This window comes from Pseudodesulfovibrio sp. zrk46 (genome assembly GCF_012516435.1).
Taxonomy (GTDB): domain Bacteria; phylum Desulfobacterota; class Desulfovibrionia; order Desulfovibrionales; family Desulfovibrionaceae; genus Pseudodesulfovibrio.
On record NZ_CP051216.1, the window covers coordinates 3,750,424 to 3,774,935 of the forward strand.

The following is a 24,512-nucleotide window of genomic DNA, read 5'->3' on the forward strand; positions in this document are numbered from 1 at the left end:
CCCCCTAAGGGGTTATGGTCAAAATTGATATGATATATGCGAAAACACACGCCGACGCATTTCATTCGCGTGGCGATCCGTGGTCAGTACGACGTACTGTTATGGGATGGGAGGGTAGCTTAGGCTAGCCTAGCTCTTCCTTGGAGCTGTCCCGCAGTAGTCGTTTGCCGCCACGGGATAGTAGGAAAAGGGTGTAGACCGGGCCGGAAATGATGTAGCCCAGGAAAATGATAAAGCCCAGTACCTTCGGGCGAGATGCGACCAAGGAGAATACCAAGACCGCAGTGACAATCCAGCTGAATGGATGTGCCTTGAAGGCGCTGACTTCCTTAAAGGAATAAAAGCGAACGGTGCTAACCATGAAGAAGGACAGCACATAAACGAGACCCAACGTGAACGTAGGCACGATGGTTTCCATGTACGTCTCAGGAACGTACGCCGTGAAGAGAACCAGAGTAGCCAAGGTGCATGCGGCACCCGGGATGGGCAAGCCAACGAAATGCTTCTTGGAACTGGTCGCGGCCTGAACATTGAATCGGGCCAAGCGCAACGCACCGCAGGCGATGAACAGGAACGCGGCCATGAGACCGAGCCTGCCGAAACCGTCCAACATCCACAAGTAGGTCATCGTGGCGGGCACGACGCCGAATGCCACCAAATCAGCCAAGGAATCCAACTGGACCCCGAACTCACTGGTGGTGCCGGTCATGCGAGCTACCTTTCCATCCAAACCATCGAACACGCAGCTTGCGAGGATGCACAGGGCGCAGGAGGCATAGTCTCCCTTGATAGCCCATGTCAGCCCCAAAAAGCCGATGAACAAGCTGGCCGTAGTCAGCAGGTTCGGCAGGAGGTAGACGCTCTTGTGGCGCGGCAGTTTCTTTTCTTTAGCCATAACAGTGTGTTGTCTTTAGTCTCGCCCTACTCGGCTTATCGCTTTTTCGCCAGGGCGGTCTCACCGGCAGCAACGCGCTGCCCGATGTTGACAACTGGTACATAGCCGTCCGGAATGTAAAGGTCAACTCTTGATCCAAACTTGATGAGACCAAAACGATCACCACGTTTAAGTTTATCCTGGGGTTCTGCCCAGCAAACGATGCGACGAGCGATCAAGCCGGCAATCTGAACCATAGTAAAACGCTGGTTCCCCTTGCCCGTTATAACAACGATATTGCGCTCGTTATCCTGACTGGCTTTATCAAGAGAGACATTGAAAAACTTACCCGGGATATAGCGAACAGTCTCAATCTTACCGGAAACCGGCATACGATTAACGTGGACGTCCAAAATATTCATAAAAATGGCAATAACCTGACGTTCTTCACCAGTGACAGGATCTTCCTCACGGGAGATCTTTATTACTTTACCATCAGCAGGGGAACACACGGCTTCGGCATCTTCCGGCGCAATACGTTCCGGATCACGAAAGAAATGACCAATAAAACAGGTAACACCAAGCATCAGGAGCGTCATGAACCAACAGCCCAAAATGGCGAACAACAGTGTCGTGAATGCGGCAATGATGATATATGGCAGGCCTTCCAGAGCCACACCGACCGAGGGCTTATGCATGTTTTCTCACTCCTTCGAAGAAATATTTCAGGATTTTCTACTCTCAGAGCGCGTAAACAGCAAGTTTGTTTTACAACTGACCGACGGCAACGTATATTGAGCTCAGATTCTTAAATACTTCCTACATGTCGAAAGGAAACACCTCTGCAATGATTCTCAGATTGCTCTCGTTCAAATCGATTTCCCACAAAGCATCCTTCCGCTCCATTAATTGGGAGATGCAATGACTTGGTTTGCTCTCTCGCTAGCAGCTGCATTTCTCATGGCTACCAATGGTGCGTACATGAAGAAATTCTTTTCAGATGTTTCACCATGGGAAATGGCGATCATCCCATTTTTCTACTCTGTCCCGATGTGTACCGCCGGAATTATTTTCTCCGGCATCCCAAAATTGGGACCAGGATTTTACCCAGCCTTGTCCTGGGTGCTGCCTATGATGATCGTTTCGGTCATTCTCCATTTCCGCGCCATTCATATGTCGCCCCTATCCCTCACGCTGCCCTTTCTGAGCTTCACGCCGGTATTCGCCCTCATAACCGGAGACTTTTTCCTTGGTGAAAAACTATCTGGTGCAGGCATCAGTGGAATGGCTCTGGTCGTCATTGGTGGTTATGTTTTGAATCTCGACAGCACCAGATTTGGCTTCTGGGGTCCTATCAAGGCCATTTATCGTGAACCAGGTTCAGCCATAATGCTCGCTGTGGCTGCAATGTATGGCTTCACATCTGTTGGCGGCAAGGTGATGATCATCCACTCATCTGCCCTTTTTACCGGATTTCTCATTTTCGTCCTGCTCGGCATTCTAATCCCCATCATCCTCATAGGCGTTGGCAAGGCGTCACTTGGAACCATTCTGCGCAAGCCACTTCTCGGCTTCGGCTCTGGGTTCATCGTTTTTACCGAGATAATATGCCACAACATCGCCATCTCCATGGTAGCTGCCGCATATATGATCACCATCAAGCGCATGGCGGGGATTTTCTCTGTAATTTACGGATGGATTCTATTTCATGAGCGAGGAATAAGATACCGTCTCATCGGAACAGCCATCATGACTGTGGGAGCTTCGATCATTGCTATCTATGGCTAGAAGATGAACCATCATCAAAAAAAGCCTCGAAGCTTAACCTCGAGGCTTTTTTGTAAGCAATCTTAATCATCATGTCAGATATGGATAAAAATCCTTACCCAACTTATGCATGGGCAGCACTTTGCCCTCAATAATCACTCCCTGAGGGACGAACTCAGCATCCATATACTCTTCGGGCGCTGAGAAGCCGTTCTCTTTGGCTAGAATTACAGAAGTCCCCTCTCTGCCGCTATGAGCAATAAGTCCTTCCGGGAAAAAAGCAGCTTTGTCTGCGTTGTTTCCAATAGCGGCAAAGAACGCCGTATACTTGTCGAAAAAATTCTCCCGACTCAGTGACTGCTGAATTCCGGCCACCATTTCATTTGCGACATAACTGATAGGACGGCCACGCAGGATATTGTAAGCTCCCTCACGAGTGGGATCAGCCAGCATGACACTTCCCATCCCCAATGTGTGAACCAAGTCATGGGTCCGTTCCCCGGAGATAGGATCTGTTTGATAGCCTAGAGTCTGAATATCCGAAAAACCATTACGACGAGCCTGAATCTGCTGAGCAAGGAGCATGATGCCCGTTCCTGCCCCCACATCCACGCCAACATACGGTCCTCCAGAAGCTTGTGGAGCATCTTTCTGACCTATAACGGCCCGCATGACATGCGCAGCCCGCGGAGCATCTGCCAGCACTCGCAATACAGATGACCACTGACGCAAACGATTCATGAGCTCGATATCGTCCCCGGGCTCGTTCAAGCTTTGATGCCGAGAAAACTGCTCATACAGCGCAGCAATCTCGTCATACCCCACAGACTCCGCATGTGCGCCCTCATGCACATAGGCAAAGAAGTATTTCACCGCGACATTGAGAAACTGCTCGTCTGTTGCCGGATTCAAAGGATCACAAAGGCACTCAATATCAGCAGCCAAGCTTGCAGCAGAATAAAACTCCGGCGCAATGCCGGGGTCGCTCCTGCGAATTGCGGCTGTGAAATTCCGAGCCTGCATGCCCGCCGTAGCCAATGGCGACCCAAGGAGGTCAAACGTGGCGTGGCGCTCTTCCTTGCCGGGACTATGTGGGAGGTCGGTATAATTCATATTAGTATAAAGGGACGGAGTTTTCGGGTTGGGAAATGTTTGCCGTCCCCCACACTTGTGCATGGACCATACCGGATAGAGCCGATTGTTAAGAAAAAATTAAACTTTTTAAAAAAGCTAACAATTTCAATCAAAACAAAAAAAGCCAGCCCTTTCGGACTGGCTATTTTTTCTGGAGCGGGAAACGAGATTTGAACTCGCGACTTCAACCTTGGCAAGGTTGCACTCTACCACTGAGTTATTCCCGCTAGTGGAGGCGACATCCGGATTTGAACCGGAGAATGGAGGTTTTGCAGACCTCTGCCTTACCACTTGGCTATGTCGCCATCTCCTGGAGCGGGAAACGAGATTTGAACTCGCGACTTCAACCTTGGCAAGGTTGCACTCTACCACTGAGTTATTCCCGCTGGAGAAAAAGGCCGACCCGAAGGTCAGCCGATATATCAAATATGGAGCGGGAAACGAGATTTGAACTCGCGACTTCAACCTTGGCAAGGTTGCACTCTACCACTGAGTTATTCCCGCTCGGGAAAAAAGCCGACCCGAAGGTCGGACGATATGTCAAATATGGAGCGGGAAACGAGATTTGAACTCGCGACTTCAACCTTGGCAAGGTTGCACTCTACCACTGAGTTATTCCCGCTCGGGAAAAAGGCCGACCCTAAGGTCGGCCGGTATGTCATGGAGCGGGAAACGAGATTTGAACTCGCGACTTCAACCTTGGCAAGGTTGCACTCTACCACTGAGTTATTCCCGCTAGTGGAGGCGACATCCGGATTTGAACCGGAGAATGGAGGTTTTGCAGACCTCTGCCTTACCACTTGGCTATGTCGCCTCTTTTGGAGCGGGAAACGAGATTTGAACTCGCGACTTCAACCTTGGCAAGGTTGCACTCTACCACTGAGTTATTCCCGCCCTCAAAAGCGAAGTAGGGTTTACCCTCGCCCCCCTCCAACTGTCAAGCGTATTTTTATTTTTTATTGGTCATATACATTTTAAAAAGGGGTTGAAATTGTTCGATTAATAGAAAGGCTTTACTTTTGGTACCTTTTTAGTATACCTACCCGGCTTAATCTTGTATTCTAATTGGATACATTGATTAAATGGATTGTTTGCACCTGCTATATAGAGAGAGAATACATATGGACGCAAAAGATCTTCAGTTTTTTAAGGATATGCTCAACGGCATGCTGGAAGACACGCTCCGCAAGGGCGAAGAAACCATCGAAGACATGACCGAGTCTGGCGAAGTCTACGCAGACCCCGCTGATCGGGCCACCGCCGAATCTGATCGCGCATTCACCCTGCGCCTTCGTGATCGAGAGCGCAAGCTCGTCAAAAAGATTCAGCAGGCAGTAGAACGCATCGACGATGGCGAGTTCGGCATTTGCCAGGACTGCGGTGACGACATTTCCGTCCCGCGCCTCAAGGCTCGTCCCATGACCACGTTGTGCATCAACTGCAAAAGCAAGCAGGAAGAAGACGAGGCCGTTCGCGGCGACTAATCGTCCGTCCGTCTCTGCTTCCCACTCGAACGCGCCATGGAGGCCAACTTTTTTCGCTTCCTCGCTGACGAGTTGGGCACCCTGCTCACCGGCCGCCGCATCGACAAGGTGTTCGGCCCCTCTCCCGGCGTCTGGACCATAAAGATCCAGAATCCGGGCGAACCATTGCACTTGCTCTTCAGGCCCGCCAAATCGGCGGGCCATTTATTTCTCTCTTCCGTCAAACCGGTCAATCCCCAGAACGCTCCAGCCATGGCTATGTGGTTTCGCAAACGTCTGCGCAATCGCAAGATACTGGGATACAAAGTAGATTGGCCAAATCTACGCCTCGCTTTAGAACTTTCCCCCAGACAAGATCCCCCTAGCGGAAGCTACCTCATTATTGACGTACGGACCGGTATGGAGTTCGTGGACGAACTCGCTGAGGGCTTCGAAAGCCAGCCTGAATGGCCTGCCATTGAGGATGTGTTAGAGGAGAAGGAAATCTGGCGTGACTATCCACACATTTCCCCTCCCCTGCGTAAAGCGGTTGCCGCACTCCCTGAGGATGAAGCCCACCAACTCTACTTCAAAGTGGCTAGCGGTACTGCTGACACCTTCTTCATCGCAAACAACAAGCAAGGCTGGCAGCCCCCAATGGCTTGGGCAGGCAAGGGTGAGAACGAATCTTTCACTTCTGCCATCGAGGCATCCAACGCATATGGGGAACGCACCCTGTTTCCTCTCATGGAGATGGAAGAAGAAAAACCTCAGCAGACTCTGCTTAAACGCGCCCGCAAAAAGGTCAAACGCAATCTTGCCAGATTAGACGAAGAGCAGGCACGCTTACAAAAACTGGCCGATGAAAAGGTCAAAGCAGAAGCCATGCAGGCAGAGCTCTATCGCTTCAAAGATGCGGAAGGAATCCAAGAAATCACGGTCAATCATCCTGAGCACGGAGAGATGGTCGTATCTCTCAATCCATTTCTCACTCCCACTGAAAACATGGAACGGTACTTCAAGATGGCAGACAAGGCGGAACGTGGGTTCCCCCACATTCGACGTCGTCGCAAAGAGTTGGAAGCCGAACTTGAACGCCTCGAAAACGGCTCCATGCCTGATTTTCAGCCTAACAAACAAGAGAGTGTTGCTCCTGAAGGCCCTCCTCCGTTGCCCAAGCGATACAAAGGGCTCGCAGTGACCTTGTTTCGCTCAACCGATGGCTTCACCATCATTCGCGGCAAGAACAAAAAGGCTAACCACGACATCCTGAGCAAGGCAGCCAGCCCGTTCGATTACTGGTTTCACGTAGCAGATGGCCCTAGCTCGCATGTCATCCTCAAAAGAGATCACCCGGGGCACGAAGTCCCTGACAGCACTCTTATTCAGGCCGCCGCAATCTGCGGCCTCAAAAGTTACCGCAAGGACGACGGTAAAGCTGACATCATGTACGCTCTCGTCAAGGATGTCCGAAAAGTCAAAGGCTTTGCTCACGGGCAGGTGATGGTCGACGCCAAGCTAGGTTCGATACGAGTAGATCTTGACCCACAACTCGAAGACAAGCTTTCCTAATGAAACAATAAAAGGGGCGCACAGACGTGCGCCCCTTTTATTTAAATCAAACCGGAGTCTCCCCTAGACCATTCGGTTGATTCTTTTTTCTCCAAGCATATTGAGTGCGATCTGCTTTTCAGCGTTAAGCCTTGAGACAACAGCATCCTGTACACGCTTTGTTGAAGAACCAAACTGCCCCTTTCGCGTGTTGTAAACACCTTCAATCAGCTTTGCATTGAACTCACCGTCCGAAGCTCCGCCCACAAACTGATCAATGACCTTGCCAAAGATTCTGGCAGCTCCAGTGGGGCCGTGCTGTACAGAAGTGCTCCATAGCACTTCACGCAGTACAGGTGGCGCATTGTTAAAATCAAGACCGGTCTGTTTAAGAATCATGTTTCGCGCGGGATCATAGGTTTCGGAGGCTATAAAGTCATGTTGCAGCTTCTCGAAGCGAGCCGGATCTTCGTTAGCAATGGCCTTCCAAGCTGTGGGCATTCCGCCCTGTTTGGAGCCTGTATTAGCAGGTCCAGAATCACGGAGGCGTTGACTGTACTCAGGCGCTTTATCATCAAGATAATTCAAAAAACGATCCATAGTGCCCGGGCGAGAAGCGATCTGATACTTTCCATAGGAAGTGCCGCCCACACGATCATATCCAATAGTTGAAATCCCGCCAGAGCCGGATTCAAAACGAGCTGAAAGAGTTCCTACGTCAGGAGCCTTGGCTAGCGGTGTATGCGATACGACCTGCGAGATATCAGAAGAAGGCTGGGCCTTAGGTGAAGGCTTTGCTGCGGACCGAGATACAGCTACCTGCTGCGGTAGCCCTGCTTCGGAACGCATCAGGCGAGTGATGGTGGAAAGAGCTTCCAGCATCACGGAGTCATTGATCATAGAAGTATCAAAGGACGTGGGCGAACTCCCCTCCCCGTATCGCTGTGACCCTTCTCCAAAAATATTTTGCGCCATGCGCATCTGCATGTCGAATGCTGTCTGCATCTGAGCTGATGCATCATTCGGCCTCTTGGTACCGCCTGCTGCTTTTGCAGCTTGCAGCGCAACCATGGCGTCATAATTTCCAATAGTCCCGAAAGACATACCGCACTCCTGCGTCAAAGTTTTGGCTCAAACACAAGCCTCCGCATAGGAGAAAGCAAACGGTGTGCCTAACAGTGCAACTGTCAGTTTTTACTTTAAATTAAAAAACGATCGGCGAAACGCATATCCTTTCGCATGAATTCAACCAACCGTCGATGACCTGCTGGGAATGCATAATCCGACAGTGTAGAAGGTAGCACAAATCCCCCCTCCACAGCTTCGTTGAATACAGGCTCAGGGGGCCCCTCATTTACAGATCGACAAAGATAGCAATGCATAGTCACGCGATAACGAGTGTAGGCATAGCTTATGACAGTAATCTTCTCACCGCAGACAACATCAAGCTCTACCTCTTCGGAATACTCACGTGCCAGAGCCTGCTCTGGAGTCTCTCCTTCCTCGATCACCCCACCGGGAAACTCCCACAAGCCGGGCCATACATCGTCAGGCTTACGTTTCTGGATGAGCATCTTCCCATTATGTTCAAAGACACCTGTGGCCATCTCTATCTTGATAATTGACTTTTTCGGAGGCAGGACCGGCCTCTCAGCCGTTACACCTTCTGCATAGGCCTGACACTGAAACTGAACTGGACATCCACTACAATGAGGCCGTTTGCCACAAATGAGCGCACCAAACTCCATCAATGCCTGATTGAAGTCTCCTGGACGGTCTGCAGGAAGCATATTCCGAACAGCGGACTCCACTTGCTCACGAGCAATCTTCTCCTTCATGGGCATGGAGATATTCAGAAGCCGAGAGAAAACGCGTAAGACATTAGCGTCTATGGCGGGTTCCGCGATCCCTAAAGCTATGCTGGAAATCGCACCGGCTGTATACTCTCCGATCCCGGGCAAGGAACGGATCTCTTCGAAGGAATTTGGGAAAACACCGTTATGGGCATCCATAATTAGTGCAGCAGCTTTGCGTATGTTCCGGGCTCTTGAATAATACCCTAGGCCCTCCCAGGACTTAAGGACTTCCTCTTCAGAAGCACCAGCCAATGTAGTCAGATCAGGATAACGCTCCATCCAACGTTTCCAATATTGAACGACACGTTCCATCTGTGTCTGCTGAGCCATAATCTCAGAAATCCAGACACCATAAGGCTCAGGAGCGTGCCGCCAAGGCAACTCCCGCTTATTAGCGTCATACCACGCCAGCAGTTCTTTGGAGATTTTTTTCCCGTCCATGACGGGGAAGAATTAACCGCCCTTGGCCTGATTTGCAACCGCCTCAGCAGCCTTGGCTGCGGCCTCTTGGTCGCCAAGATAATAGTGCTTGATAGGTTTGAGATTCTCATCGAGTTCATAGACCAACGGAAGACCGGTGGGAATATTAAGCGTTGTAATATCCTCGTCGCTCATCTCATCGAGATACTTAACCAACCCACGCAGGGAATTTCCGTGCGCAACGATCAGAACTCTCTTCCCTGCTCGAATTTCCGGCTCGATGGTATCAAACCAATACGGCATGGTGCGATCAATGGTCAGCTTGAGACTCTCGCACAAAGGCAAGTCTTCTGAGGGGAGATCTCTATATTGAGATTCGTTTCCGGGATACCGCTCGTCATCAAGTTCCAGTGCTGGCGGAGGCGTATCAAAGCTGCGACGCCAAACAAAAACTTGATCATCGCCATATTTGGCCGCGGTTTCAGCCTTGTTCAGTCCTTGCAGTGCACCGTAATGGCGTTCATTGAGCCGCCAGGTTTTGTATACAGGCAACCAAAGAAGATCCATTTCGTCCTGAACAAGCCACAGAGTTCGGATGGCGCGCTTAAGTACGGAGGTATGAGCCACCTCAAACGTAAAACCTTCCTCCTTGAGCAACTTGGCACCGGCAACAGCCTCGGCAATGCCCTGCTCAGTCAGGTCTACATCCGTCCATCCTGTGAAACGGTTTGATAAATTCCACTCACTCTGTCCATGACGAATCAAAACCAGTTTATGCATACTGCCTCCGCATTCATTCTTTAATATGTGGGCAAGCATAACCCGGAAATCAGGGCCATGTGAAGCGACTGATAATTATAATTGGATGAATTAATAACGACGCGGTGCGGATTCCCGCAACTCTTCATCTAACTGCTCGAACAGTTCACGCTTCCGCTTGTCAAAAGAAAACGCACTCTTGATGGCAGCAAGGGCAAGACAAACAATACTCAGAATAATGACCAACCCCTTGGTGAACTCCCATCGCTGTTCACGTATGGAGTCGATTATCCAATTATTGTGAACATTCTGTGTGAAGTAGAGCGTAGAAGGAATAGCAACGAGCGCCAACCCCAAGCCGATGAGTTCAAGCCATATGAAATTACGCCCTAACATAAGGACAAAGAGAGTACTGTCACGAACAATTCGAAGCGTGACCAAGCGCCCTTGTAGCGTATCGATACGATCCTCAATTTCATCCAGGATCTTCAATGATTTTCTAAAATTATCGGCGTCTTTGAGCCGTTGCGTCCTAATCCAGTTAATCTTGTCGACACAAAAGTTGAAATCCTTGTTGAACTCAAGAAGGAGCTTTGGAAACGGGAACCATGCAGCTTCACGCTGAATAGTTCTGACACGCTCTGTCTGATATTCCAAGTTAGCTTCTATCCGCTTGATTTCCCGCTTAACTTCATTATCCAAGCTCGATTTGAACTTTTCCGTTCCGCGAATCAACAGCTGATATGCTACATAATTCTGCCTGGTTCCCAGAGCTTTAAGCCGCTCCAATTCATCAACAGAAGGCTCATAATAGCTATGACTGACATCAAACCGCTTGCTGATGTCTTCCAGCAATTGCTCAACACTCTGCTTGGTCTTTTGAGCTTCCTCCTCAGATTCAGCCCATCGATCATAAAGTGCAGTCATTAACTGGACACGGCCGCGGTCCAGCTCAGGATCGATTAATATCCGATTGAACACATTGGGATCACGATCAATTAGATCGGAATACAAGTCCATGGCCTGTCCGGTGAAGCCCATTTTCACCATACAAACGCCCTGACGATAAACCGGGTCAATCCAAGTGGGAGAATAACTGTTGGCGTGCTTATATGTATTTATGGCGTCTTTAAGGTTGCCGTCCACTTCCAGCAAACGAGCCTGCAGGTAGGCAAAATACCCCTGCTGCATGGGGGTATAGCTCATCCGCTCTGATTCCTGCCAATGGAAGAGCGCCTGGGTGTAGTCACCAATTTCTAGATTCCAGAATCCCCACAGAGAATGCGGCTGATAACTACGCGGGTACTTGAGCTGCGCATCCTTAATCACCTTCTCCGCGGCATCGTAATCGCCCCCTTCGATCAACGAAAGAGCATCCCAAACATATTCCCCTTCCTCTGGCGCCAACTGACTGAGGGCATCTCCCCACTCTTTACTACGGCTTCGCCAAACGATCTTGAGCATTCGAATCTGACAAGACGCGTTTATCTCGTAGACAGCTCTCGCGAGTATGCTTTCCAATTCATTTTTCGAATCAAATACCGCAAGCATGGAATTGGCATAGTCCTCGGCAGAGAGGTTCTTTTCCATTTCCATGAAGCCCTTGGTAAAATCTTTAATATTGGTATTGGCAAGTTGATTCCAAATGGATGCCATCGGCTTGGGCAACATCTTTGAAGGACAGTCCTTGCTAACATGGCTGGTCTGACCACAATAGAAACACCCTTCCCCCTCTTTACCTATCAGGACAGAAGGAAGCGCGACCTGCATCGTACCAGATCCAAGCTGCGCGCCCCCCTCTTTGAGGGCAAGGTTGCACCATGAATCCAGGGAAACTGCATCCGTACCATAACTGGCCTCATTCATTCGGAACCACTCGGAAAGCAAGAAGCCATCCATGAACCGAACATGGGGGAAATCCGGGGCTAACCGATTCCAATCCAGCCCAATCTTTTTCGGTAGATCAGGTGAGAATTGCAAGTTTTCCTGCGAAATTGCAGCCATGACAACGGGCCAGTACTTCTTTTCAGGATCTTCCTTTATCTGACGAATAAGGGTCAGTATTTCATGACAAAATGATCGGAGAAGCTGAAAATTGTCTAGCGGAAAGAAGATGGCGCCTTCTTTGACGTCTGAAATATATTTCAGTCCCAACTTCTGTAACAGGTCAAGGATATCGGTAGAAAAATCTCGCCAACCAAGAATTGCTTCCTTGTCAGCCATTCTACCCAACGGTTTTATGACGAAGAACCACTTCCGAATGGTCTCATAGTCAAGTCCCTGATCAGCCTGAAGCCCAAGCCACTCGACACCAGCCAGGCCTTCAACAGAACCAACATTTTGCACATCCAGACCGGCCAGGGCTTTGACCTGATCTTTCAATTTGGGATGAATAAAAACTTCGAAATCTTGTGGATAGCGGGAGTCCTGACGATCCAGTTCGGGAGAAATGGAAACTGAATACTCCATGTCGTACCCAACGAGAAACGTCATGGGAACAACCTGGACCAACACGGGCATGGGATTGACGCGAGCCCAGATTTGAAGACGTGCTAAGGCGCGGAAAACTTCTGTGGAGTTACAGAACCAGAGTGCTTGGTCCAACTCTTCCGTAATCTTAAGACAGCCATACTCTCGCAGTGTGTTGACAACCGAGTTGTGGACCTTTCCCTTCCAGGTCACCCACACACCATAGCCCGAAGCCACCAATCTGGATTGGCTGATCTCGGGAAGTTCATTTATGAGATTGGCAATGCTCGGCACGCGGCTACCTCAAAGACAATCCATCGCCCAGACTTGTGTCAGGTAGATGACTGCTGATGCTAGAAGTCACTTCAATAAGCTAACGCAATGTATTCAAGGGAATTTCTTTCCCGTCGCGGATCATGCAAAACAGGTTCCAAACCTTATCAGCCTCATCATTTTTTCCTCTTTTTTCACACCCTTGCCTATATATCAGCACCTTAGTCTCCAGTTCCTGCATGGCAGTAGCTGCCTGATCTGCGTCAAGTTTTCCACATTGCAGGATTTTTACTAATGCACGTATCCGATAGAGGTCTGCACAAGGTACACAATTGGAAAGCTGGTCCTCCCTGCCACCGTGTTTAATGGTTAGCTGCTCAGAAACCAATCCGATTGGGTACACAAGGCACGCCCTTAGCCACATGTCATAGTCTTCACAGGACGGCATATGAACGTCGAACGGACCTATGTCACCCCATGCTTTTCGAGTGAACATGGTACATGAAGGACTGATTAAGCACATATTGAGAGATGCTTCAAAGAACCATCCTTCCGGCTTTACGTACTTGGCAGGTTGGTTGACCCGCTTCCCTTTACGCACCCAGATTTCGTTAGTCTGACAGATTTCAAAACCATTCGCTTGCATGTATTTCAATTGGATTTCCAACTTCTTTGGCATCCATTCATCGTCAGAATCAAGCAATGCAATGTACTCACCTTTACACTGTGCTATGCCTGTATTCCGGGCGGCAGAAACTCCTTGATTATCCTGATAGATGTACACAATACGCGGATCTGAATATTTCTCCAACACTTCAACAGTGCTATCAGTAGAACCGTCATCAATGACGACGAGCTCCCAGTTGGTATACGTCTGGGCAAAGACAGAGTCCAAACAAGCTGGCAGAAAGTGTGCCCGATTATAAGTGGGAAGAATAATGGAAATGAGTGAATCGTTCATGAGTGTAAGCCTTGCCTTCACAGTCTTGACCTGTCATGTTGGTTAACCGAAGACCAATGACACAACACAGGCACATCATATGAAGATATTTCAGGTAATCAATGTTCGATGGTTCAATGCAACAGCATGGTATGCCATCACTTTGAGCAAGTTACTGGCCGACGCGGGCCATGAAGTGACAGTCCTCACTCAAGCCAACACGGCATCAGAGCAGATGGCCCAGAAGATGGGACTGAATACGGTTGCCGTTGACCTTAACACGGTCAGCCCTGCAAAATTCGTTGCAGCAACACGGCACATCATACAACTACTCAAGACACATCGTCCGGATATCGTCAATTGCCACCGAGGGGAAGGATTTTTCCTATGGGGAATCCTCAAGCATCTGGGATTCCCATTCAAACTTGTACGAACAAGAGGTGACCAACGACCGCCCAAAAGCGATCCTTTCAACCGCTGGTTGCACGCACATGTCGCCGACGCCGTTGTCGTTACCAACCGTCGTATGTCTAACTATTTCCTGGATACCATGCGTACCCCCGGCGATGGACTATGGCTCATTCATGGCGGCGTGGATACACAACGCTTCTCCTTCACCGAAGAAGGCCGCAAGCGAGTTCGTAAGGAATTCGACTATGCCGACAACGACATCGTTGTAGGCCTGTTAGGCCGGTTCGACCGTGTTAAAGGACAGAAGGAAACCATTGAAGCAGTTGCCCGTTTGCGTCAGCAAGGTATGGACAACATCAAGCTCTTCCTCATTGGGTTTGACACAGCCATGAGTACATCGGAAATCCAAAGCTGGATCGACGCCAATGATATGGCAGACTTCACCCGCATAAGCGGCAAAAGGGATGATGTTGAGGCCTGTATTTCCGCCTTGGATATCGGCGTGATATCCTCCCTCTGGTCTGAAGCCATCGCACGCTCGGCTCTCGAAATTATGGCAGCAGACCGCCCGCTTGTTTCAACCACTGTAGGCGTCATGCCCGACTTGGTTGGTCCATCCATGCTGGTAGAACCAGGTGATTCTGAGGCCCTGGCAAATACCATCGCATCAGTGGCAACAGATCATGACATTCAAAAAGAGGTACTTGGAGCCCAAAAGAGAATCATGTCTCAATTGACACTCGAAGAGTTTTTGAAGCGCACACTGAACTTATATCAGAGCCTGCTGGAACGAGACTAACTCTCACCTTACACTTGCTACTAATCAAAAAAAGGCTTTCCGATAGTTCGGAAAGCCTTTTTTTGTGCGCAGTTCAGACACTAAGTGTACAGATTGACTCTAGTTTCCAAAAAATTCTTTGGTCTTCTTGAGCTTGTCAGCCACAGCCATGATGGTCAGGGCATAGCTTTCGGAATGATTATAACGATAGATCACTTTGAGTTGCTTTTCGCGCGACAATCCGTCTTTCCACCCATGTCGCTTCACAAAATTACCCATGCTGTAAAGCGCGTCAGTTTTATCGAACAGATCAACCTTGCCGTCACCAGTTCCATCGACGCCGTAGCTCAAAGCACTTGAGGGAATGAACTGGCAAACACCTATTGCCCCGTACATGGAACTGGGAATAACCAAAGGATCCTGACCGTTCTTTTGAGCATATGTGATGAGGGACTTGAGTTCGCCATATCCCCAGTTGCCCTTTTGAGTGGTGCGTTTTTTTAACCACTCCACATCCTCATCGGACAAATCCTTGTGTTTAATATGGGGGCGAATCAACTCATAATCTGTCGCAAGAGCCATGCTTGCCAGAATATTCAGTGCATTATGTTTTCCGACCTGTGTCCCCAGTTTAGTCTCAACCAACATAAGAGCAGTCAGGACCTCACCTGGGACGCCATATTTACGTTCGATAGCCCGCAAATCTCCACTATGCTCACGATAAAAGGCATATGCTCCAGCTATCAGAATAGGATTCAAATAACGATCCATGACCTCCGGTTCTCGAGGAGGGCCCGGCTTCGTATTGGAAAGACGTGTACCTAACAAGGCATTCATTTTGCGCGCCATGATCTCGGGAGAGAACTCGAGACTTTTGCGGCTAAATAGAGACTCTACATAGGTGCGATCAAAATCATCAGCGACCAGACGCTCCACCAAAGGGCGCCATACAGTACTCTGAGCGCTGGCATTGAGCACACCTGTGCAAATAAAAACGGCGGCCAACGATAATACGATGGCCGCCCGTTTGAGGCGCTTTGTGGAGAAGAAATCAGATCCTGTCCATTGGAACAAAGCCCATTTCCTCCTCAAAATCATCGTCCATCTTGGACGCGAATTCTCCGAGATCATACGACTTACCACATTTGGGGCATCGCAGAGTTACCTGCTGGCAACCACGATAAGCCGTCAAATCAAAACCGCACTTCTCGCATTCCATACCCCGGGCATCCCAGGAGCGTTTTCGGTTCAAAAACATGTTTATTCGGCTTTATTCAGACCGAGGTTCTTTTCACCCATGGCCACGAAAAGCGTAGACACAGAAGTACCATAGTCAGCCAATGCCTGAGAAAGCTGAGCTTCACTCGTGGTCAGACGAGACTGAGCATTCAGCACGTCAGTGTTGGTGCCAACCTGAGCCTGATAGCGAGCAACTGCCATACGGTAGGCTTCTTCAGCTGCAGCCACAGACTTCTTGGCAACTTCGATACGATCAGCAGCTTCGTTAATATTCAACAGCGCTGTCTTCACTTCGAAACCAGCATTGAGACGAGTCTCTTCAAGCTGAGCCTCGACCTGCTTCACATTCTCTTCTGCTTTCTTGTAATCGTAGTAGTCAGCGCCCCACTCGAACAGAGTCATGGAGGCTGTAACACCAACGGTATAGTATTCTTTGGAAGTGTACGGATACACACCGTCCCTGCTCAGCCCTGCATCAACACCCTTGTTGTAGTAATTCCACTCGCCTTCCACGCTCGGATAAAAGCTACTGGCGGCAATGGTGGAATCCTTTTCTGCGATCTCAACGGACTTCTTACCGATGATCAGATCGGGACGGGATTTGTAAGCACGACTCAAACAGTCCTGCAGAGTCAAACTGAAGGGAAAATCCTTGAGCTGTCCAACATAATTAGCATCAGCTTCCAAGGGAATGTTCAGGAGAGTGTTCAGCTGGGCCATCTGCGTGGAAACAGAGTTTTTGGCAGTCAGGAGATCCTGTCTGGCGGTAGCCAAGTCAACCTCTGCGTCAAGCACTTCAGCTTTCGGACGAAGACCGACTTCATAAAAAGCGCTGATCACTTTCAACTGAGATTCCAGACGGGCAACAGAGTCCTCGGCACTTTTCACATCCATGCGAGCTTTGAGCAGGGAAAGAAAGTTGGACTGGACGCTGGAAATCAATGTGAGCTCTACATTATCCAGAGAAGCCTGATTGGATTCTTCAGTCAACTTGGCACGCTGCCAAGTGGCGAGCAGGTTGAAACCCTTGAAGATGGGCTGGGTCACGTTAACATTGGCAACCCAATCATCGTGACGACGAGTGGTTGAAGTCAGGCGTCGCCCGTAGTTCGTGTATCCGTAAGAGCCGCCGACCTCAGGCAGGAAATTACCAAACGCGGAACGGGTACCAAACTGGGAACCGGTCAACTGAGCACGAATGGCAGTCATCTGGGGATTGAGCTCAAGAGCGCGTTTTACTGCACGTTCAAGATCAATGTCACCAGTGTAATCATCCATGGCGGAAACAGCCTGCTCCTCGCCCGGGGCGGGGTCGGCATCCATTGCCATGGCGGTGACAGAAAAGGCCATTACAGCCAACAGAATCAAGGGGAATATGAAAACCCGTTTAAGGCGCATAAAATAAGACCTGCTTGTCTAATTAGACGGTGTAGTTGTACTCGCAACAAATAAACAACAATTTATCTACCAAGACTTGGCCGTAGCCGCAACCACAAAAAAGTATGGATTACTTACGTAATACCGCACAGTCGGAAGGATCACCCTGCAATTTCTCCAAAGTATGCTTAAGCGTAGGCAAAAGCGGCTCCAAGCATTCAGCCACAGCCTTCGGGCTTCCGGGCATATTGACGATAAGGGCGTTCCCAAGAGTACCAGCCACAGCACGAGAAATAGCACCGTGGGGAGTTTTCTGAAGACTGGCTGCGGTCATCGCCCGTTCATATCCGGGCAACCGCTTCTCTATTACAGACAAGGTTGCTTCCGGGGTGATGTCACGAGGCCCGACGCCTGTACCACCGGTAGTCATGATTAAATCAAAACCCTGATTCAAAGCGAGATCTACCAACAGCCCTTTTAACTGCTTCGGCTCATCTGGAATGATAAACCCCTGCACTCGCCCCAGACCAAGTTGTTCGTCCACCAGCTTGCCAATGAGCGGACCGGATTCATCAGTACGCTTACCTGCAGCACCTTTGTCGCTCAATGTAACCCAAGCCAGAGAGTACCCCTTACGGGTGACGGTAAATTCGCGCTCCCCCGCCGGAACATCAGCCATTGCTTCCACAAGGTAGAGAGGCGTTGAAGCCTTCCCCTCATCGCCGGGCATCCAGTTGATCGCCAAGACCAAAAATCCAATCTCACCAAACTCGAAACGATCTCCCACGCGAAGCGACCGAAGAGAGTTCGCAACAACTAATGTACCGGGAGCTTCACAGCCCTCCAGTCCAAGATGTGCTTTCTGGCCACGAGAAATTAATTCACCATTCTTCAAAACGACTTTGCACAAGGTCATAAGAGCTCCTTACGCCAACAATACTGCGAGAATTCCGGCAACAAAAACCCCGCCAAACGTTCCAGCACCACCAATGGACACCACGGGAGTGCCAACACTGTTTCTGATGCGAGGAGTGAGAAGCGGCGCAAGGTTGCCACCGATAATCGTCCCCAAAGTCCCCGCCACATAGGCAGCTACAGGTCGAAACGGTTCAGGCACAAAGAAATAGACGGATATGAATGTCATCATGGCGGGCATGATTAGAGGCACCCGTAAACCGGTAAATGGATCAGCCTTGGACAGTGCATAGCAGCCGCCCGCGACCATAACCAGAGCAAACCCGATCCACGTATATGCCCCATCAGCCTTTCCACTCATGTGAAGACTGATCAAAAAGGTAATGCTGAGCAGGAGCGGCATGATGCAACCGCCCAAATTCAGGGCAAAGACCTGCTTCTTAAGCTCATTGGCAGGCTCTTCCTCAATCTGAACAGGGCGACCATACTCATCCATCGAAAAGTGCATGGTGCGGGGCTTGGGAATCACCACTAACCGCTCGCTTGTAAAAACGGGGAGGTTGACGGTTCTACCGATTAGTATTGCGATAAGCATCAGCACACCCTGAGCAGGAGTCAGCCCAAGCTTGCCGAATGCATCGACCACAAAAGATACCGGAAGAAATACAAACAGGAAAAAAAGGGCTACCAGAAACAACAGGACGGGCAGAATGCCGCCAGTAAACTGAAAGTATGGATTGTTCATAATTTTGATTGGCTGTCGCGCCATTTGCGGGTTGCAATTTGTTTTGTCCCCTATATTATGCACGAACAGTCAGTTGGGAAGTACCCTAACTTAATTATTTAGTAAATTACAGGACCAAAGAGGGTCTTCATGAAAGGTATTATCCTCGCCGGAGGTTCCGGCACCAGACTCCACCCCTTAACCCGCGTGGTCAGCAAACAGCTCCTTCCCGTATACGACAAACCCATGATCTATTATCCTTTGTCCACGCTCATGCTGGCAGGGATCAAAGAAATCATGATCATATCTACGCCACGCGATCTGCCCCACTTCAAAGCCCTTTTAGGCGATGGTTCGCAACTTGGCATCAAGCTTGAGTACAAAGTTCAACCTAGCCCGGACGGCCTTGCTCAGGCATTCATCATCGGCGAAGAATTCATCGGCGACGACGCCGTCTGCCTGGTCCTCGGCGACAATATTTTCTACGGACACGGCCTTGGCTCCATTCTGCAACAAGCTGGCAGGCTCGACAAAGGCGGCATAGTGTTCGCATACCTTGTAAAAGACCCTGAACGCTATGGTGTGGTAGATTTTGATGTTGATTTCAAAGCCCTTTCCATTGAGGAAAAGCCTGAGAAGCCGAAATCAAAATATGCCGTCACTGGTCTTTATTTTTACGACAACGATGTCATTGAGATCGCCAAATCTCTTAAGCCTTCCGCAAGAGGAGAGCTTGAGATCACGGATGTTAACAAGACCTATCTTGAGCGCGGAGACTTGGAGGTACAGACTCTCGGCCGTGGCTATGCATGGCTTGATATGGGCACCCATGAATCGCTTCAGAATGCCGGCAGCTTTGTACAGGCAGTACAAAACAGGCAAGGCTATGTTATCTCTAGTCCAGAAGAGATAGCTTTCCGAATGGGATTCATTACAGCTGAAGAACTCAAGGAACTCGCCTGCGAAATGAGCAAGAACAGCTATGGCCAGTACCTTCTTGATGTTGTGCTTGAAGGTGAAGCCGGTAGCTGCGCAGTCACTGAATAACCAAACCAAGTCGCAACAGAGAGCAAAACTGCTCAACTCCATAACACCAAAAGGCCACAGTCCATATGGACTGTGGCCTTTCTCGTGAAAGCTTGAAATCGCAGCACCCCGGTGCCACAATCAGACGATCATTTTAGTGATGGTCTTCTTCCATGGCTTCCCGAACACGGAGAACTCCGATGGTCAGGATCCAGGCAAGATAGATGAAAATCAGGGAAACACCGACAAAACCGGGGCCGGTGCTGTGTGCCATACCGGAAAGCAATTCACCAATCATTGTATTCCTCCTCGAACAACCCTTCTTGGCTTGAAAAGATGTATGATCTTTGGCTGCTTGTGAAGAAAATGTCAACCCCATTCAGCAATTTTCCAACTAGCCCTACTACTTCTTTCAGTCCTAACGGACTTGTCAGCCGTATGGATTTTGCCTATTAATGGTCAGAGGATACGACACATTTCATATTTATGGCGGTACACATGGGCCTTTTCGATTTCATAACCAATCTTTTCTCCAAGTCGGACAAACCGAAGCCCAAGAAAAAAAAGGGGGCTAAAAAGAAAGCTGTAGCCAAGAAAAAAGCACCAGCCCAAAAGAAGACTGCCAAGGGCGAAGCCGCCGCTCCAAAGAAAGCAACCAAGAAGCCCATCAAAAAGAATACTTCCGGTGCTCCATCTTTCAGCTTGGATACATCCAAGGGGAAAAAGCGCAAGAAGTCCAAGCAAATTTCGGCTGACCCTATCAACGAGCAAGCCCTAGGTTTTTCTATCTCTCTTAAGGATGAAGATGAACGAGCCAAGAAACGAAAGGCTGTCCGCATTCGAGTCGATGGTCTGGAAGCACACGTCCATCGCCTCAAGAAGCGCTTTGATGTTACCGATATTAGCGCCACTGGCTTCGGGTTCGCTTTTGAAAAGCCCCGCGTCAAAGGCGGCGTCAAGCTGGAGATCGACCTCTACCTCAACGGCGAATTAAAAGTTGAAAAGCTACAGTGCAAGGTCATGCGTCATGAGCGCGGTTCCGTAGGATGCATTTTCGAAGATATGGACCGCCATCAGGACGACGTCGTGCACGAAATCGTCCTTTTGGGGCAGAAACAGCAAGCGGAACGAAAAAACGCCAAGAAGGATTTGGAATTCCAACTCCCTGACTAAGTTGGCAGCCTAGAGATTCCCTTTCAACTCAGTGATATAGTTCTCAAGGTCGTTGGGCTCTCCTGATTTGTGATCCTCGGGATAAAGCAGTGCGGTCATGAAGAAGACACTGCCGATGCGAAGCGCCGTGCTGGCACTCGTAGAGAACTGTTCCAAACGCTGAGCGATCTGGTCTCCCAGTTCTCCACCAACCTTTTCGGTCATAGGCCACGCCTTTTCCCCTAGCGCAGCCAACAGTTCTGCCTTCTTTTCCAGTTTAACCTGAAATGCCTGCTGCCCTTCGCTTTGAAGGGCTTTCTCACCCTCGTCCTCCAAACGGTGAACAGTTGCGGCTTTCTCTTCCAAAAACTCTATCAATTCGGCAAGTGCTTGTTTTTGCATAGTCTCTCCTATTGCCGCGACTGTAAACGCGTCGAGCAAGAAATACAAGAAGGCCCGGCGAGAAAACACGCCGGGCCGACAACTTCATTACTATAAATTTAAAGAGAGCCTGCTAGTTTGTAGTAAGTATTGCACTCATGCTTATTGGCAAAAGGACAGGGCTCGCTGCGGAACCACTTGCGCTTGGGGCACCAGTAGGAGTCATGGAATGGTTCATTACACCCATTCCTTGTCAGCATCTTGCGCCTCACATTACCGAGATGGATTACCTTGTCGTCAGTCTTGGCCCGCCAAACTGCCATGGCTCAACCTTCTGTCTTCAGCATCAATGCACGATCGATTCTCCTTTACGTCGAAATTCCGGCACATTTCCGGTTATGTATAGATTATTACAAATTACATGCCATGAACAGCATTTTCAGGATGAACCACGCCCCCTTTTCGCTGGACAAGAAGGGCCTAAGATTTTACCTAGACTGATTGCAAAACTAACGCATGAAACGAGGAGCCGAAGTTGAGTATTCTATCCGCCAGCCTTGGGCTGACACGCTATCGCATCATCGAGGACGTCCCCCAGGATCTTCTGGCACAAGTCCCCGAAAAGTTGCAGCAATTCGCCTTCGTCGACATCGACGCAACCGCAGACGAACGGTCTTTCGGTTGGACCAACATGGATGACATGTTGGATATAAACTGGACCCAATCTCCGCCCGAAAAGGCTGAGTATTTTACTTTTGCCATGCGCTTGGACACCCGACGCATCCCCCCAGCAGTGCTCAAGAAGCACTACACCATAGCGCTGAACAAAGAGCTGACGCAGAACAAGGAACAGGGAAAGAATTTCGTATCCCGAGACCGCAAACGCGAGCTCAAGGAGCAGGTGACCCTGCGTCTTCGCGCCCGCACATTCCCGATTCCTGCAGTATTCGACATCATCTGGAATCCCTCGAACAATCGGATTTACCTGACCACCACCAACTCCAAGGTGCGCGCTCTGTTTGAAGATTATTTCGCTCTCACATTCGATCTGCATCTGGAGCCACTTACGCCCTTTTTCATGGCCATGGATATCCTCGGCGAAGAAGCTGCTCCCCGGCTGGAAGGCCTCGAACCCACCATCTTCGTGTAAGGAGACATCATGGATCTTTCTCTCGTAGAACGCGAAAACACCCTGCTTGGTCAGGATTTTCTTACCTGGCTCTGGTACAAGACGGATAATGAAACCGTCCTCTTCCAATTGGAGGACAAGCGAACTTTCTCCGTTCACATGGAACAAAAAGTTTCTGTGCAGGGAGGAGAAGGTGAAACAAAAGCCACCGCCACGGTTTCCAGCCCCGGCGGCGAACTGAGCGAAGCAAAGACAGGCCTGCTCACCGGCAAAAAGGTCAACAAAGCTCAGCTCCTCTTCTCCATGGATGAAGACGACTGGCTTGTAACAGTCAGCGCTGCCGACTTCGGCATCTCCGGTCTCAAGACGCCCAAGGTTGCCACGAAGGACGAAGAAGGCGACGACCCGGATGGAAAATTTCTGGAAAAGATGTTCTTGGTAGAACGCTGCCTGGAAATGGTCGACATCGTCTTCACTCAATTCCTCAAGCTTCGCATGAGCAAGGATTGGAGAGAAGAATCGGCTGCAGTCAAGCTCTGGATCAACCAGTAGGCATTGCGATGTCCCATGAGCCTATCCGCATAGCCTGTTTCGGAGACAGCCTGACCGAAGGGTATGGCTTGCACTCAGATGAGGCCTTGCCTGTGGTGCTCGAGGACATGATGCGCGATGAAGGTGTTCGCGTCACCTGCCTGAATTACGGAATTTCCGGCGATACGGCAGGTGACGGTCTGAACCGCATCGACGCAGTGGTGGCAGCCAACCCCGATGCAGTCATCATTGAATTTGGCGCAAATGATTGCTTCGTTGGTGACTCCATCGAAGAGATCACGGCCAATCTTACCGCAATTATCGAACGGTTCCGAGCGCTCAACCTTCCGATGCTCATAGTGGGAATCTCGGCTATGACCATCATGGACGAAGATTACAAGGCGCAGTTCGACCCCATCTTTGGCAACCTTGCTGAGAAGTACGATATCCCACTCTTTCCGGACATTCTCTCATGCTATTTCGGGAATTCCACGTTGACCCTCATGGACGGGATGCACCCTAACGCACAGGGCGTACAGGCTATTGCGCGAGGCGTACTGCCACAGGCGCTGGAGCTGGCAAAACGCGCTCAGTCCTGATTACTTCCCTCTTCAAGAAACTTCTGCTTCATCCGGTGGACTATTACCACCAACCCCACGGCGGCGAGACAAAGAACGCCAGCCGCTTCTATTGATGTCTTTCCGGACAATCCGACATTGAGCAAATGCCCACCGGATGCGAGGAAAAGTGTCTCGGGCAACATGCATACCCATGTCAGAAAAGCATATGGTAAGGAGCGTACTTCAGTAACGCCAAGTAGGTAACTTGCTAGCGGGAAAGGGATGACCGGTATCAATCGAGACAGCGAAATCACATGCAAGGGATGACTACGGCTTAATGACTGCATTTTTCTGTATACATGATTATCGCGAAATCGCTCCCGCAACCATTCTTTCACTCCATATCGAGCAATAAAGAAAGCTCCTACAGCACCAAGTGTCATGGCAACACTGGCCCATGCCGTACCGAACTTCCAGCCGAACAGCACTCCCGCCATGACAGAAAACACGCCCTGAGGGACCATGATCATGGTTGCCAATGCATTAATGGCGATGAAAACGACTATCCCCTGCTCTCCCTGCGAAGCAACGAAATCAGAGATTCGTGAAATGTATCGGTCGCCCCAATGCTCAAAGGCATAAACACACGCCCCAACTACAATAATAATCAAAAGCCCCTTGAGGACAGTCCCGCCTGTCACGTTGCGTTTGAGTATGCTCATATGCACGATTGTAATTCCTGACTTCTCACCCTTGTATTCATGGCCGTTATACCATAGCGTA

The 24,512-nt window shown here is 49.8% G+C and carries 26 protein-coding genes and 8 tRNA genes; 9 read left to right on the forward strand and 25 right to left on the reverse strand.

Annotated features, from left to right (window positions below):
* Window positions 1-124: 124 nt before the first annotated feature.
* Window positions 125-895: a CDP-diacylglycerol--serine O-phosphatidyltransferase gene (gene pssA, locus HFN16_RS17135; protein ID WP_168891902.1), complete on the reverse strand. Its 771-nt coding sequence runs from the start codon at window positions 893-895 to the stop codon at window positions 125-127.
* A 35-nt stretch (window positions 896-930) separates the two neighbouring features.
* Window positions 931-1,572, reverse strand: coding sequence for a phosphatidylserine decarboxylase family protein (locus HFN16_RS17140; RefSeq protein ID WP_168891903.1), 642 nt, complete (start codon window positions 1,570-1,572; stop codon window positions 931-933).
* Between the two features lie 223 nt (window positions 1,573-1,795).
* Between HFN16_RS17140 and HFN16_RS17145 the strand changes: the two genes are divergently transcribed.
* Window positions 1,796-2,662 carry a DMT family transporter gene (locus tag HFN16_RS17145; RefSeq protein ID WP_168891904.1) on the forward strand — a complete coding sequence of 289 codons (867 nt, stop codon included), beginning with the start codon at window positions 1,796-1,798 and terminating at the stop codon, window positions 2,660-2,662.
* A gap of 69 nt (window positions 2,663-2,731) precedes the next feature.
* Here HFN16_RS17145 and HFN16_RS17150 read toward each other — a convergent pair whose 3' ends face one another.
* The 9 genes from HFN16_RS17150 to HFN16_RS17190 all read right to left on the reverse strand — a co-directional run bounded on the left by HFN16_RS17150 (window position 2,732) and on the right by HFN16_RS17190 (window position 4,669).
* The gene (locus HFN16_RS17150; protein ID WP_168891905.1) at window positions 2,732-3,754 is read right to left on the reverse strand and encodes a hypothetical protein; all 1,023 of its coding nucleotides are present in this window, start codon (window positions 3,752-3,754) and stop codon (window positions 2,732-2,734) included.
* A 173-nt stretch (window positions 3,755-3,927) separates the two neighbouring features.
* Window positions 3,928-4,002: transfer RNA gene (locus HFN16_RS17155), tRNA-Gly, on the reverse strand.
* Between the two features lie 3 nt (window positions 4,003-4,005).
* A tRNA-Cys gene (locus HFN16_RS17160) sits at window positions 4,006-4,080 on the reverse strand.
* A 6-nt stretch (window positions 4,081-4,086) separates the two neighbouring features.
* Window positions 4,087-4,161 (reverse strand) — tRNA-Gly (locus HFN16_RS17165).
* 43 nt (window positions 4,162-4,204) lie between these two features.
* Window positions 4,205-4,279, reverse strand: a tRNA-Gly gene (locus HFN16_RS17170).
* A gap of 43 nt (window positions 4,280-4,322) precedes the next feature.
* Window positions 4,323-4,397 (reverse strand) — tRNA-Gly (locus HFN16_RS17175).
* Window positions 4,398-4,436: 39 nt separating this feature from the next.
* Window positions 4,437-4,511 (reverse strand) — tRNA-Gly (locus tag HFN16_RS17180).
* A gap of 3 nt (window positions 4,512-4,514) precedes the next feature.
* Window positions 4,515-4,589, reverse strand: a tRNA-Cys gene (locus tag HFN16_RS17185).
* Window positions 4,590-4,594: 5 nt separating this feature from the next.
* Window positions 4,595-4,669, reverse strand: a tRNA-Gly gene (locus HFN16_RS17190).
* 227 nt (window positions 4,670-4,896) lie between these two features.
* On the opposite strand from HFN16_RS17190, the gene dksA reads away from it, so the two are divergent.
* Window positions 4,897-5,259 carry an RNA polymerase-binding protein DksA gene (gene dksA / locus HFN16_RS17195; protein ID WP_168891906.1) on the forward strand — a complete coding sequence of 121 codons (363 nt, stop codon included), beginning with the start codon at window positions 4,897-4,899 and terminating at the stop codon, window positions 5,257-5,259.
* Between the two features lie 36 nt (window positions 5,260-5,295).
* Window positions 5,296-6,810, forward strand: coding sequence for an NFACT RNA binding domain-containing protein (locus HFN16_RS17200; protein ID WP_168891907.1), 1,515 nt, complete (start codon window positions 5,296-5,298; stop codon window positions 6,808-6,810).
* 63 nt (window positions 6,811-6,873) lie between these two features.
* On the opposite strand, the gene HFN16_RS17205 is transcribed toward HFN16_RS17200, so the two are convergent.
* From HFN16_RS17205 to HFN16_RS17225, 5 genes are all read right to left on the reverse strand, one after another.
* Entirely contained in the window at window positions 6,874-7,893 is a 1,020-nt protein-coding gene (locus HFN16_RS17205) for a hypothetical protein (protein WP_168891908.1), read from the reverse strand.
* Window positions 7,894-7,988: 95 nt separating this feature from the next.
* The gene (gene mutY / locus HFN16_RS17210) at window positions 7,989-9,086 is read right to left on the reverse strand and encodes an A/G-specific adenine glycosylase (RefSeq protein WP_168891909.1); all 1,098 of its coding nucleotides are present in this window, start codon (window positions 9,084-9,086) and stop codon (window positions 7,989-7,991) included.
* A 12-nt stretch (window positions 9,087-9,098) separates the two neighbouring features.
* Entirely contained in the window at window positions 9,099-9,845 is a 747-nt protein-coding gene (gene gpmA, locus HFN16_RS17215; protein ID WP_168891910.1) for a 2,3-diphosphoglycerate-dependent phosphoglycerate mutase, read from the reverse strand.
* Between the two features lie 90 nt (window positions 9,846-9,935).
* Window positions 9,936-12,587: a tetratricopeptide repeat protein gene (locus tag HFN16_RS17220; RefSeq protein WP_168891911.1), complete on the reverse strand. Its 2,652-nt coding sequence runs from the start codon at window positions 12,585-12,587 to the stop codon at window positions 9,936-9,938.
* A 79-nt stretch (window positions 12,588-12,666) separates the two neighbouring features.
* Window positions 12,667-13,527, reverse strand: coding sequence for a glycosyltransferase family 2 protein (locus tag HFN16_RS17225; RefSeq protein ID WP_168891912.1), 861 nt, complete (start codon window positions 13,525-13,527; stop codon window positions 12,667-12,669).
* A gap of 79 nt (window positions 13,528-13,606) precedes the next feature.
* Between HFN16_RS17225 and HFN16_RS17230 the strand changes: the two genes are divergently transcribed.
* Window positions 13,607-14,716 carry a glycosyltransferase family 4 protein gene (locus HFN16_RS17230; protein ID WP_168891913.1) on the forward strand — a complete coding sequence of 370 codons (1,110 nt, stop codon included), beginning with the start codon at window positions 13,607-13,609 and terminating at the stop codon, window positions 14,714-14,716.
* Window positions 14,717-14,815: 99 nt separating this feature from the next.
* Here the strand turns inward: HFN16_RS17230 and HFN16_RS17235 are convergent, their stop codons facing one another.
* The 5 genes from HFN16_RS17235 to HFN16_RS17250 all read right to left on the reverse strand — a co-directional run bounded on the left by HFN16_RS17235 (window position 14,816) and on the right by HFN16_RS17250 (window position 18,971).
* Window positions 14,816-15,769: a lytic murein transglycosylase gene (locus HFN16_RS17235; RefSeq protein ID WP_247648375.1), complete on the reverse strand. Its 954-nt coding sequence runs from the start codon at window positions 15,767-15,769 to the stop codon at window positions 14,816-14,818.
* Complete coding sequence (locus HFN16_RS18990) at window positions 15,747-15,953, reverse strand: dual CXXC motif small (seleno)protein (protein ID WP_348771058.1); 207 nt, start codon at window positions 15,951-15,953, stop codon at window positions 15,747-15,749. The genes HFN16_RS17235 and HFN16_RS18990 overlap by 23 nt, the downstream gene beginning before the upstream one ends.
* 2 nt (window positions 15,954-15,955) lie before the next feature.
* Complete coding sequence (locus HFN16_RS17240) at window positions 15,956-17,332, reverse strand: TolC family protein (RefSeq protein ID WP_168891914.1); 1,377 nt, start codon at window positions 17,330-17,332, stop codon at window positions 15,956-15,958.
* 109 nt (window positions 17,333-17,441) lie between these two features.
* Window positions 17,442-18,227 (reverse strand): MogA/MoaB family molybdenum cofactor biosynthesis protein, encoded by a 786-nt coding sequence (locus HFN16_RS17245; protein WP_168891915.1) that lies wholly within the window; start codon window positions 18,225-18,227, stop codon window positions 17,442-17,444.
* Window positions 18,228-18,236: 9 nt separating this feature from the next.
* Window positions 18,237-18,971, reverse strand: a complete 735-nt coding sequence (locus HFN16_RS17250; protein ID WP_168891916.1) for a DUF1614 domain-containing protein — start codon at window positions 18,969-18,971, stop codon at window positions 18,237-18,239.
* 129 nt (window positions 18,972-19,100) lie between these two features.
* On the opposite strand from HFN16_RS17250, the gene rfbA reads away from it, so the two are divergent.
* A complete protein-coding gene (gene rfbA / locus HFN16_RS17255; RefSeq protein WP_168891917.1) occupies window positions 19,101-19,997 on the forward strand; it encodes a glucose-1-phosphate thymidylyltransferase RfbA in 897 nt (298 codons plus the stop codon).
* 133 nt (window positions 19,998-20,130) lie between these two features.
* On the opposite strand, the gene HFN16_RS17260 is transcribed toward rfbA, so the two are convergent.
* A complete protein-coding gene (locus tag HFN16_RS17260) occupies window positions 20,131-20,274 on the reverse strand; it encodes a hypothetical protein (protein ID WP_168891918.1) in 144 nt (47 codons plus the stop codon).
* Window positions 20,275-20,474: 200 nt separating this feature from the next.
* On the opposite strand from HFN16_RS17260, the gene HFN16_RS17265 reads away from it, so the two are divergent.
* The gene (locus HFN16_RS17265) at window positions 20,475-21,149 is read left to right on the forward strand and encodes a PilZ domain-containing protein (protein ID WP_168891919.1); all 675 of its coding nucleotides are present in this window, start codon (window positions 20,475-20,477) and stop codon (window positions 21,147-21,149) included.
* 9 nt (window positions 21,150-21,158) lie between these two features.
* On the opposite strand, the gene HFN16_RS17270 is transcribed toward HFN16_RS17265, so the two are convergent.
* Window positions 21,159-21,530, reverse strand: coding sequence for a hypothetical protein (locus HFN16_RS17270; protein ID WP_168891920.1), 372 nt, complete (start codon window positions 21,528-21,530; stop codon window positions 21,159-21,161).
* 98 nt (window positions 21,531-21,628) lie between these two features.
* Window positions 21,629-21,832 (reverse strand): hypothetical protein, encoded by a 204-nt coding sequence (locus HFN16_RS17275; protein WP_168891921.1) that lies wholly within the window; start codon window positions 21,830-21,832, stop codon window positions 21,629-21,631.
* Window positions 21,833-22,044: 212 nt separating this feature from the next.
* Here HFN16_RS17275 and rdgC point away from each other — a divergent pair, with 212 nt between their 5' ends.
* Genes rdgC through HFN16_RS17290 form a run of 3 tightly spaced genes read left to right on the forward strand, consistent with a single transcriptional unit; the run spans window position 22,045 to window position 23,768 of the window.
* On the forward strand, window positions 22,045-22,659 hold the full coding sequence (gene rdgC, locus HFN16_RS17280; RefSeq protein WP_168891922.1) for a recombination-associated protein RdgC: 615 nt from the start codon (window positions 22,045-22,047) through the stop codon (window positions 22,657-22,659).
* Window positions 22,660-22,668: 9 nt separating this feature from the next.
* A complete protein-coding gene (locus HFN16_RS17285) occupies window positions 22,669-23,190 on the forward strand; it encodes a hypothetical protein (RefSeq protein ID WP_168891923.1) in 522 nt (173 codons plus the stop codon).
* A gap of 8 nt (window positions 23,191-23,198) precedes the next feature.
* Window positions 23,199-23,768 (forward strand): arylesterase, encoded by a 570-nt coding sequence (locus HFN16_RS17290; protein ID WP_168891924.1) that lies wholly within the window; start codon window positions 23,199-23,201, stop codon window positions 23,766-23,768.
* On the opposite strand, the gene HFN16_RS17295 is transcribed toward HFN16_RS17290, so the two are convergent.
* Window positions 23,759-24,451 carry a VTT domain-containing protein gene (locus HFN16_RS17295; protein ID WP_168891925.1) on the reverse strand — a complete coding sequence of 231 codons (693 nt, stop codon included), beginning with the start codon at window positions 24,449-24,451 and terminating at the stop codon, window positions 23,759-23,761. The two genes, HFN16_RS17290 and HFN16_RS17295, sit on opposite strands and share 10 nt — an antisense overlap.
* Window positions 24,452-24,512: the final 61 nt, after the last annotated feature.

Bases quoted from the DNA above. Each gene is read 5' to 3' on its own strand.
- HFN16_RS17230 (WP_168891913.1), top strand. From the start codon at position 13,607: ATGAAGATATTTCAGGTAATCAATGTTCGATGGTTCAATGCAACAGCA.
- dksA (WP_168891906.1), top strand. From the start codon at position 4,897: ATGGACGCAAAAGATCTTCAGTTTTTTAAGGATATGCTCAACGGCATG.
- HFN16_RS17205 (WP_168891908.1), bottom strand. From the start codon at position 7,893: ATGTCTTTCGGGACTATTGGAAATTATGACGCCATGGTTGCGCTGCAA.
- HFN16_RS17260 (WP_168891918.1), bottom strand. From the start codon at position 20,274: ATGATTGGTGAATTGCTTTCCGGTATGGCACACAGCACCGGCCCCGGT.
- rfbA (WP_168891917.1), top strand. From the start codon at position 19,101: ATGAAAGGTATTATCCTCGCCGGAGGTTCCGGCACCAGACTCCACCCC.
- HFN16_RS17250 (WP_168891916.1), bottom strand. From the start codon at position 18,971: ATGAACAATCCATACTTTCAGTTTACTGGCGGCATTCTGCCCGTCCTG.
- HFN16_RS17150 (WP_168891905.1), bottom strand. From the start codon at position 3,754: ATGAATTATACCGACCTCCCACATAGTCCCGGCAAGGAAGAGCGCCAC.
- HFN16_RS17265 (WP_168891919.1), top strand. From the start codon at position 20,475: ATGGGCCTTTTCGATTTCATAACCAATCTTTTCTCCAAGTCGGACAAA.
- HFN16_RS17140 (WP_168891903.1), bottom strand. From the start codon at position 1,572: ATGCATAAGCCCTCGGTCGGTGTGGCTCTGGAAGGCCTGCCATATATC.
- HFN16_RS18990 (WP_348771058.1), bottom strand. From the start codon at position 15,953: ATGTTTTTGAACCGAAAACGCTCCTGGGATGCCCGGGGTATGGAATGC.
- HFN16_RS17275 (WP_168891921.1), bottom strand. From the start codon at position 21,832: ATGGCAGTTTGGCGGGCCAAGACTGACGACAAGGTAATCCATCTCGGT.
- HFN16_RS17200 (WP_168891907.1), top strand. From the start codon at position 5,296: ATGGAGGCCAACTTTTTTCGCTTCCTCGCTGACGAGTTGGGCACCCTG.
- HFN16_RS17245 (WP_168891915.1), bottom strand. From the start codon at position 18,227: ATGACCTTGTGCAAAGTCGTTTTGAAGAATGGTGAATTAATTTCTCGT.
- gpmA (WP_168891910.1), bottom strand. From the start codon at position 9,845: ATGCATAAACTGGTTTTGATTCGTCATGGACAGAGTGAGTGGAATTTA.
- pssA (WP_168891902.1), bottom strand. From the start codon at position 895: ATGGCTAAAGAAAAGAAACTGCCGCGCCACAAGAGCGTCTACCTCCTG.
- mutY (WP_168891909.1), bottom strand. From the start codon at position 9,086: ATGGACGGGAAAAAAATCTCCAAAGAACTGCTGGCGTGGTATGACGCT.
- HFN16_RS17285 (WP_168891923.1), top strand. From the start codon at position 22,669: ATGGATCTTTCTCTCGTAGAACGCGAAAACACCCTGCTTGGTCAGGAT.
- HFN16_RS17295 (WP_168891925.1), bottom strand. From the start codon at position 24,451: ATGAGCATACTCAAACGCAACGTGACAGGCGGGACTGTCCTCAAGGGG.
- HFN16_RS17270 (WP_168891920.1), bottom strand. From the start codon at position 21,530: ATGCAAAAACAAGCACTTGCCGAATTGATAGAGTTTTTGGAAGAGAAA.
- HFN16_RS17225 (WP_168891912.1), bottom strand. From the start codon at position 13,527: ATGAACGATTCACTCATTTCCATTATTCTTCCCACTTATAATCGGGCA.
- HFN16_RS17290 (WP_168891924.1), top strand. From the start codon at position 23,199: ATGTCCCATGAGCCTATCCGCATAGCCTGTTTCGGAGACAGCCTGACC.
- HFN16_RS17145 (WP_168891904.1), top strand. From the start codon at position 1,796: ATGACTTGGTTTGCTCTCTCGCTAGCAGCTGCATTTCTCATGGCTACC.
- HFN16_RS17240 (WP_168891914.1), bottom strand. From the start codon at position 17,332: ATGCGCCTTAAACGGGTTTTCATATTCCCCTTGATTCTGTTGGCTGTA.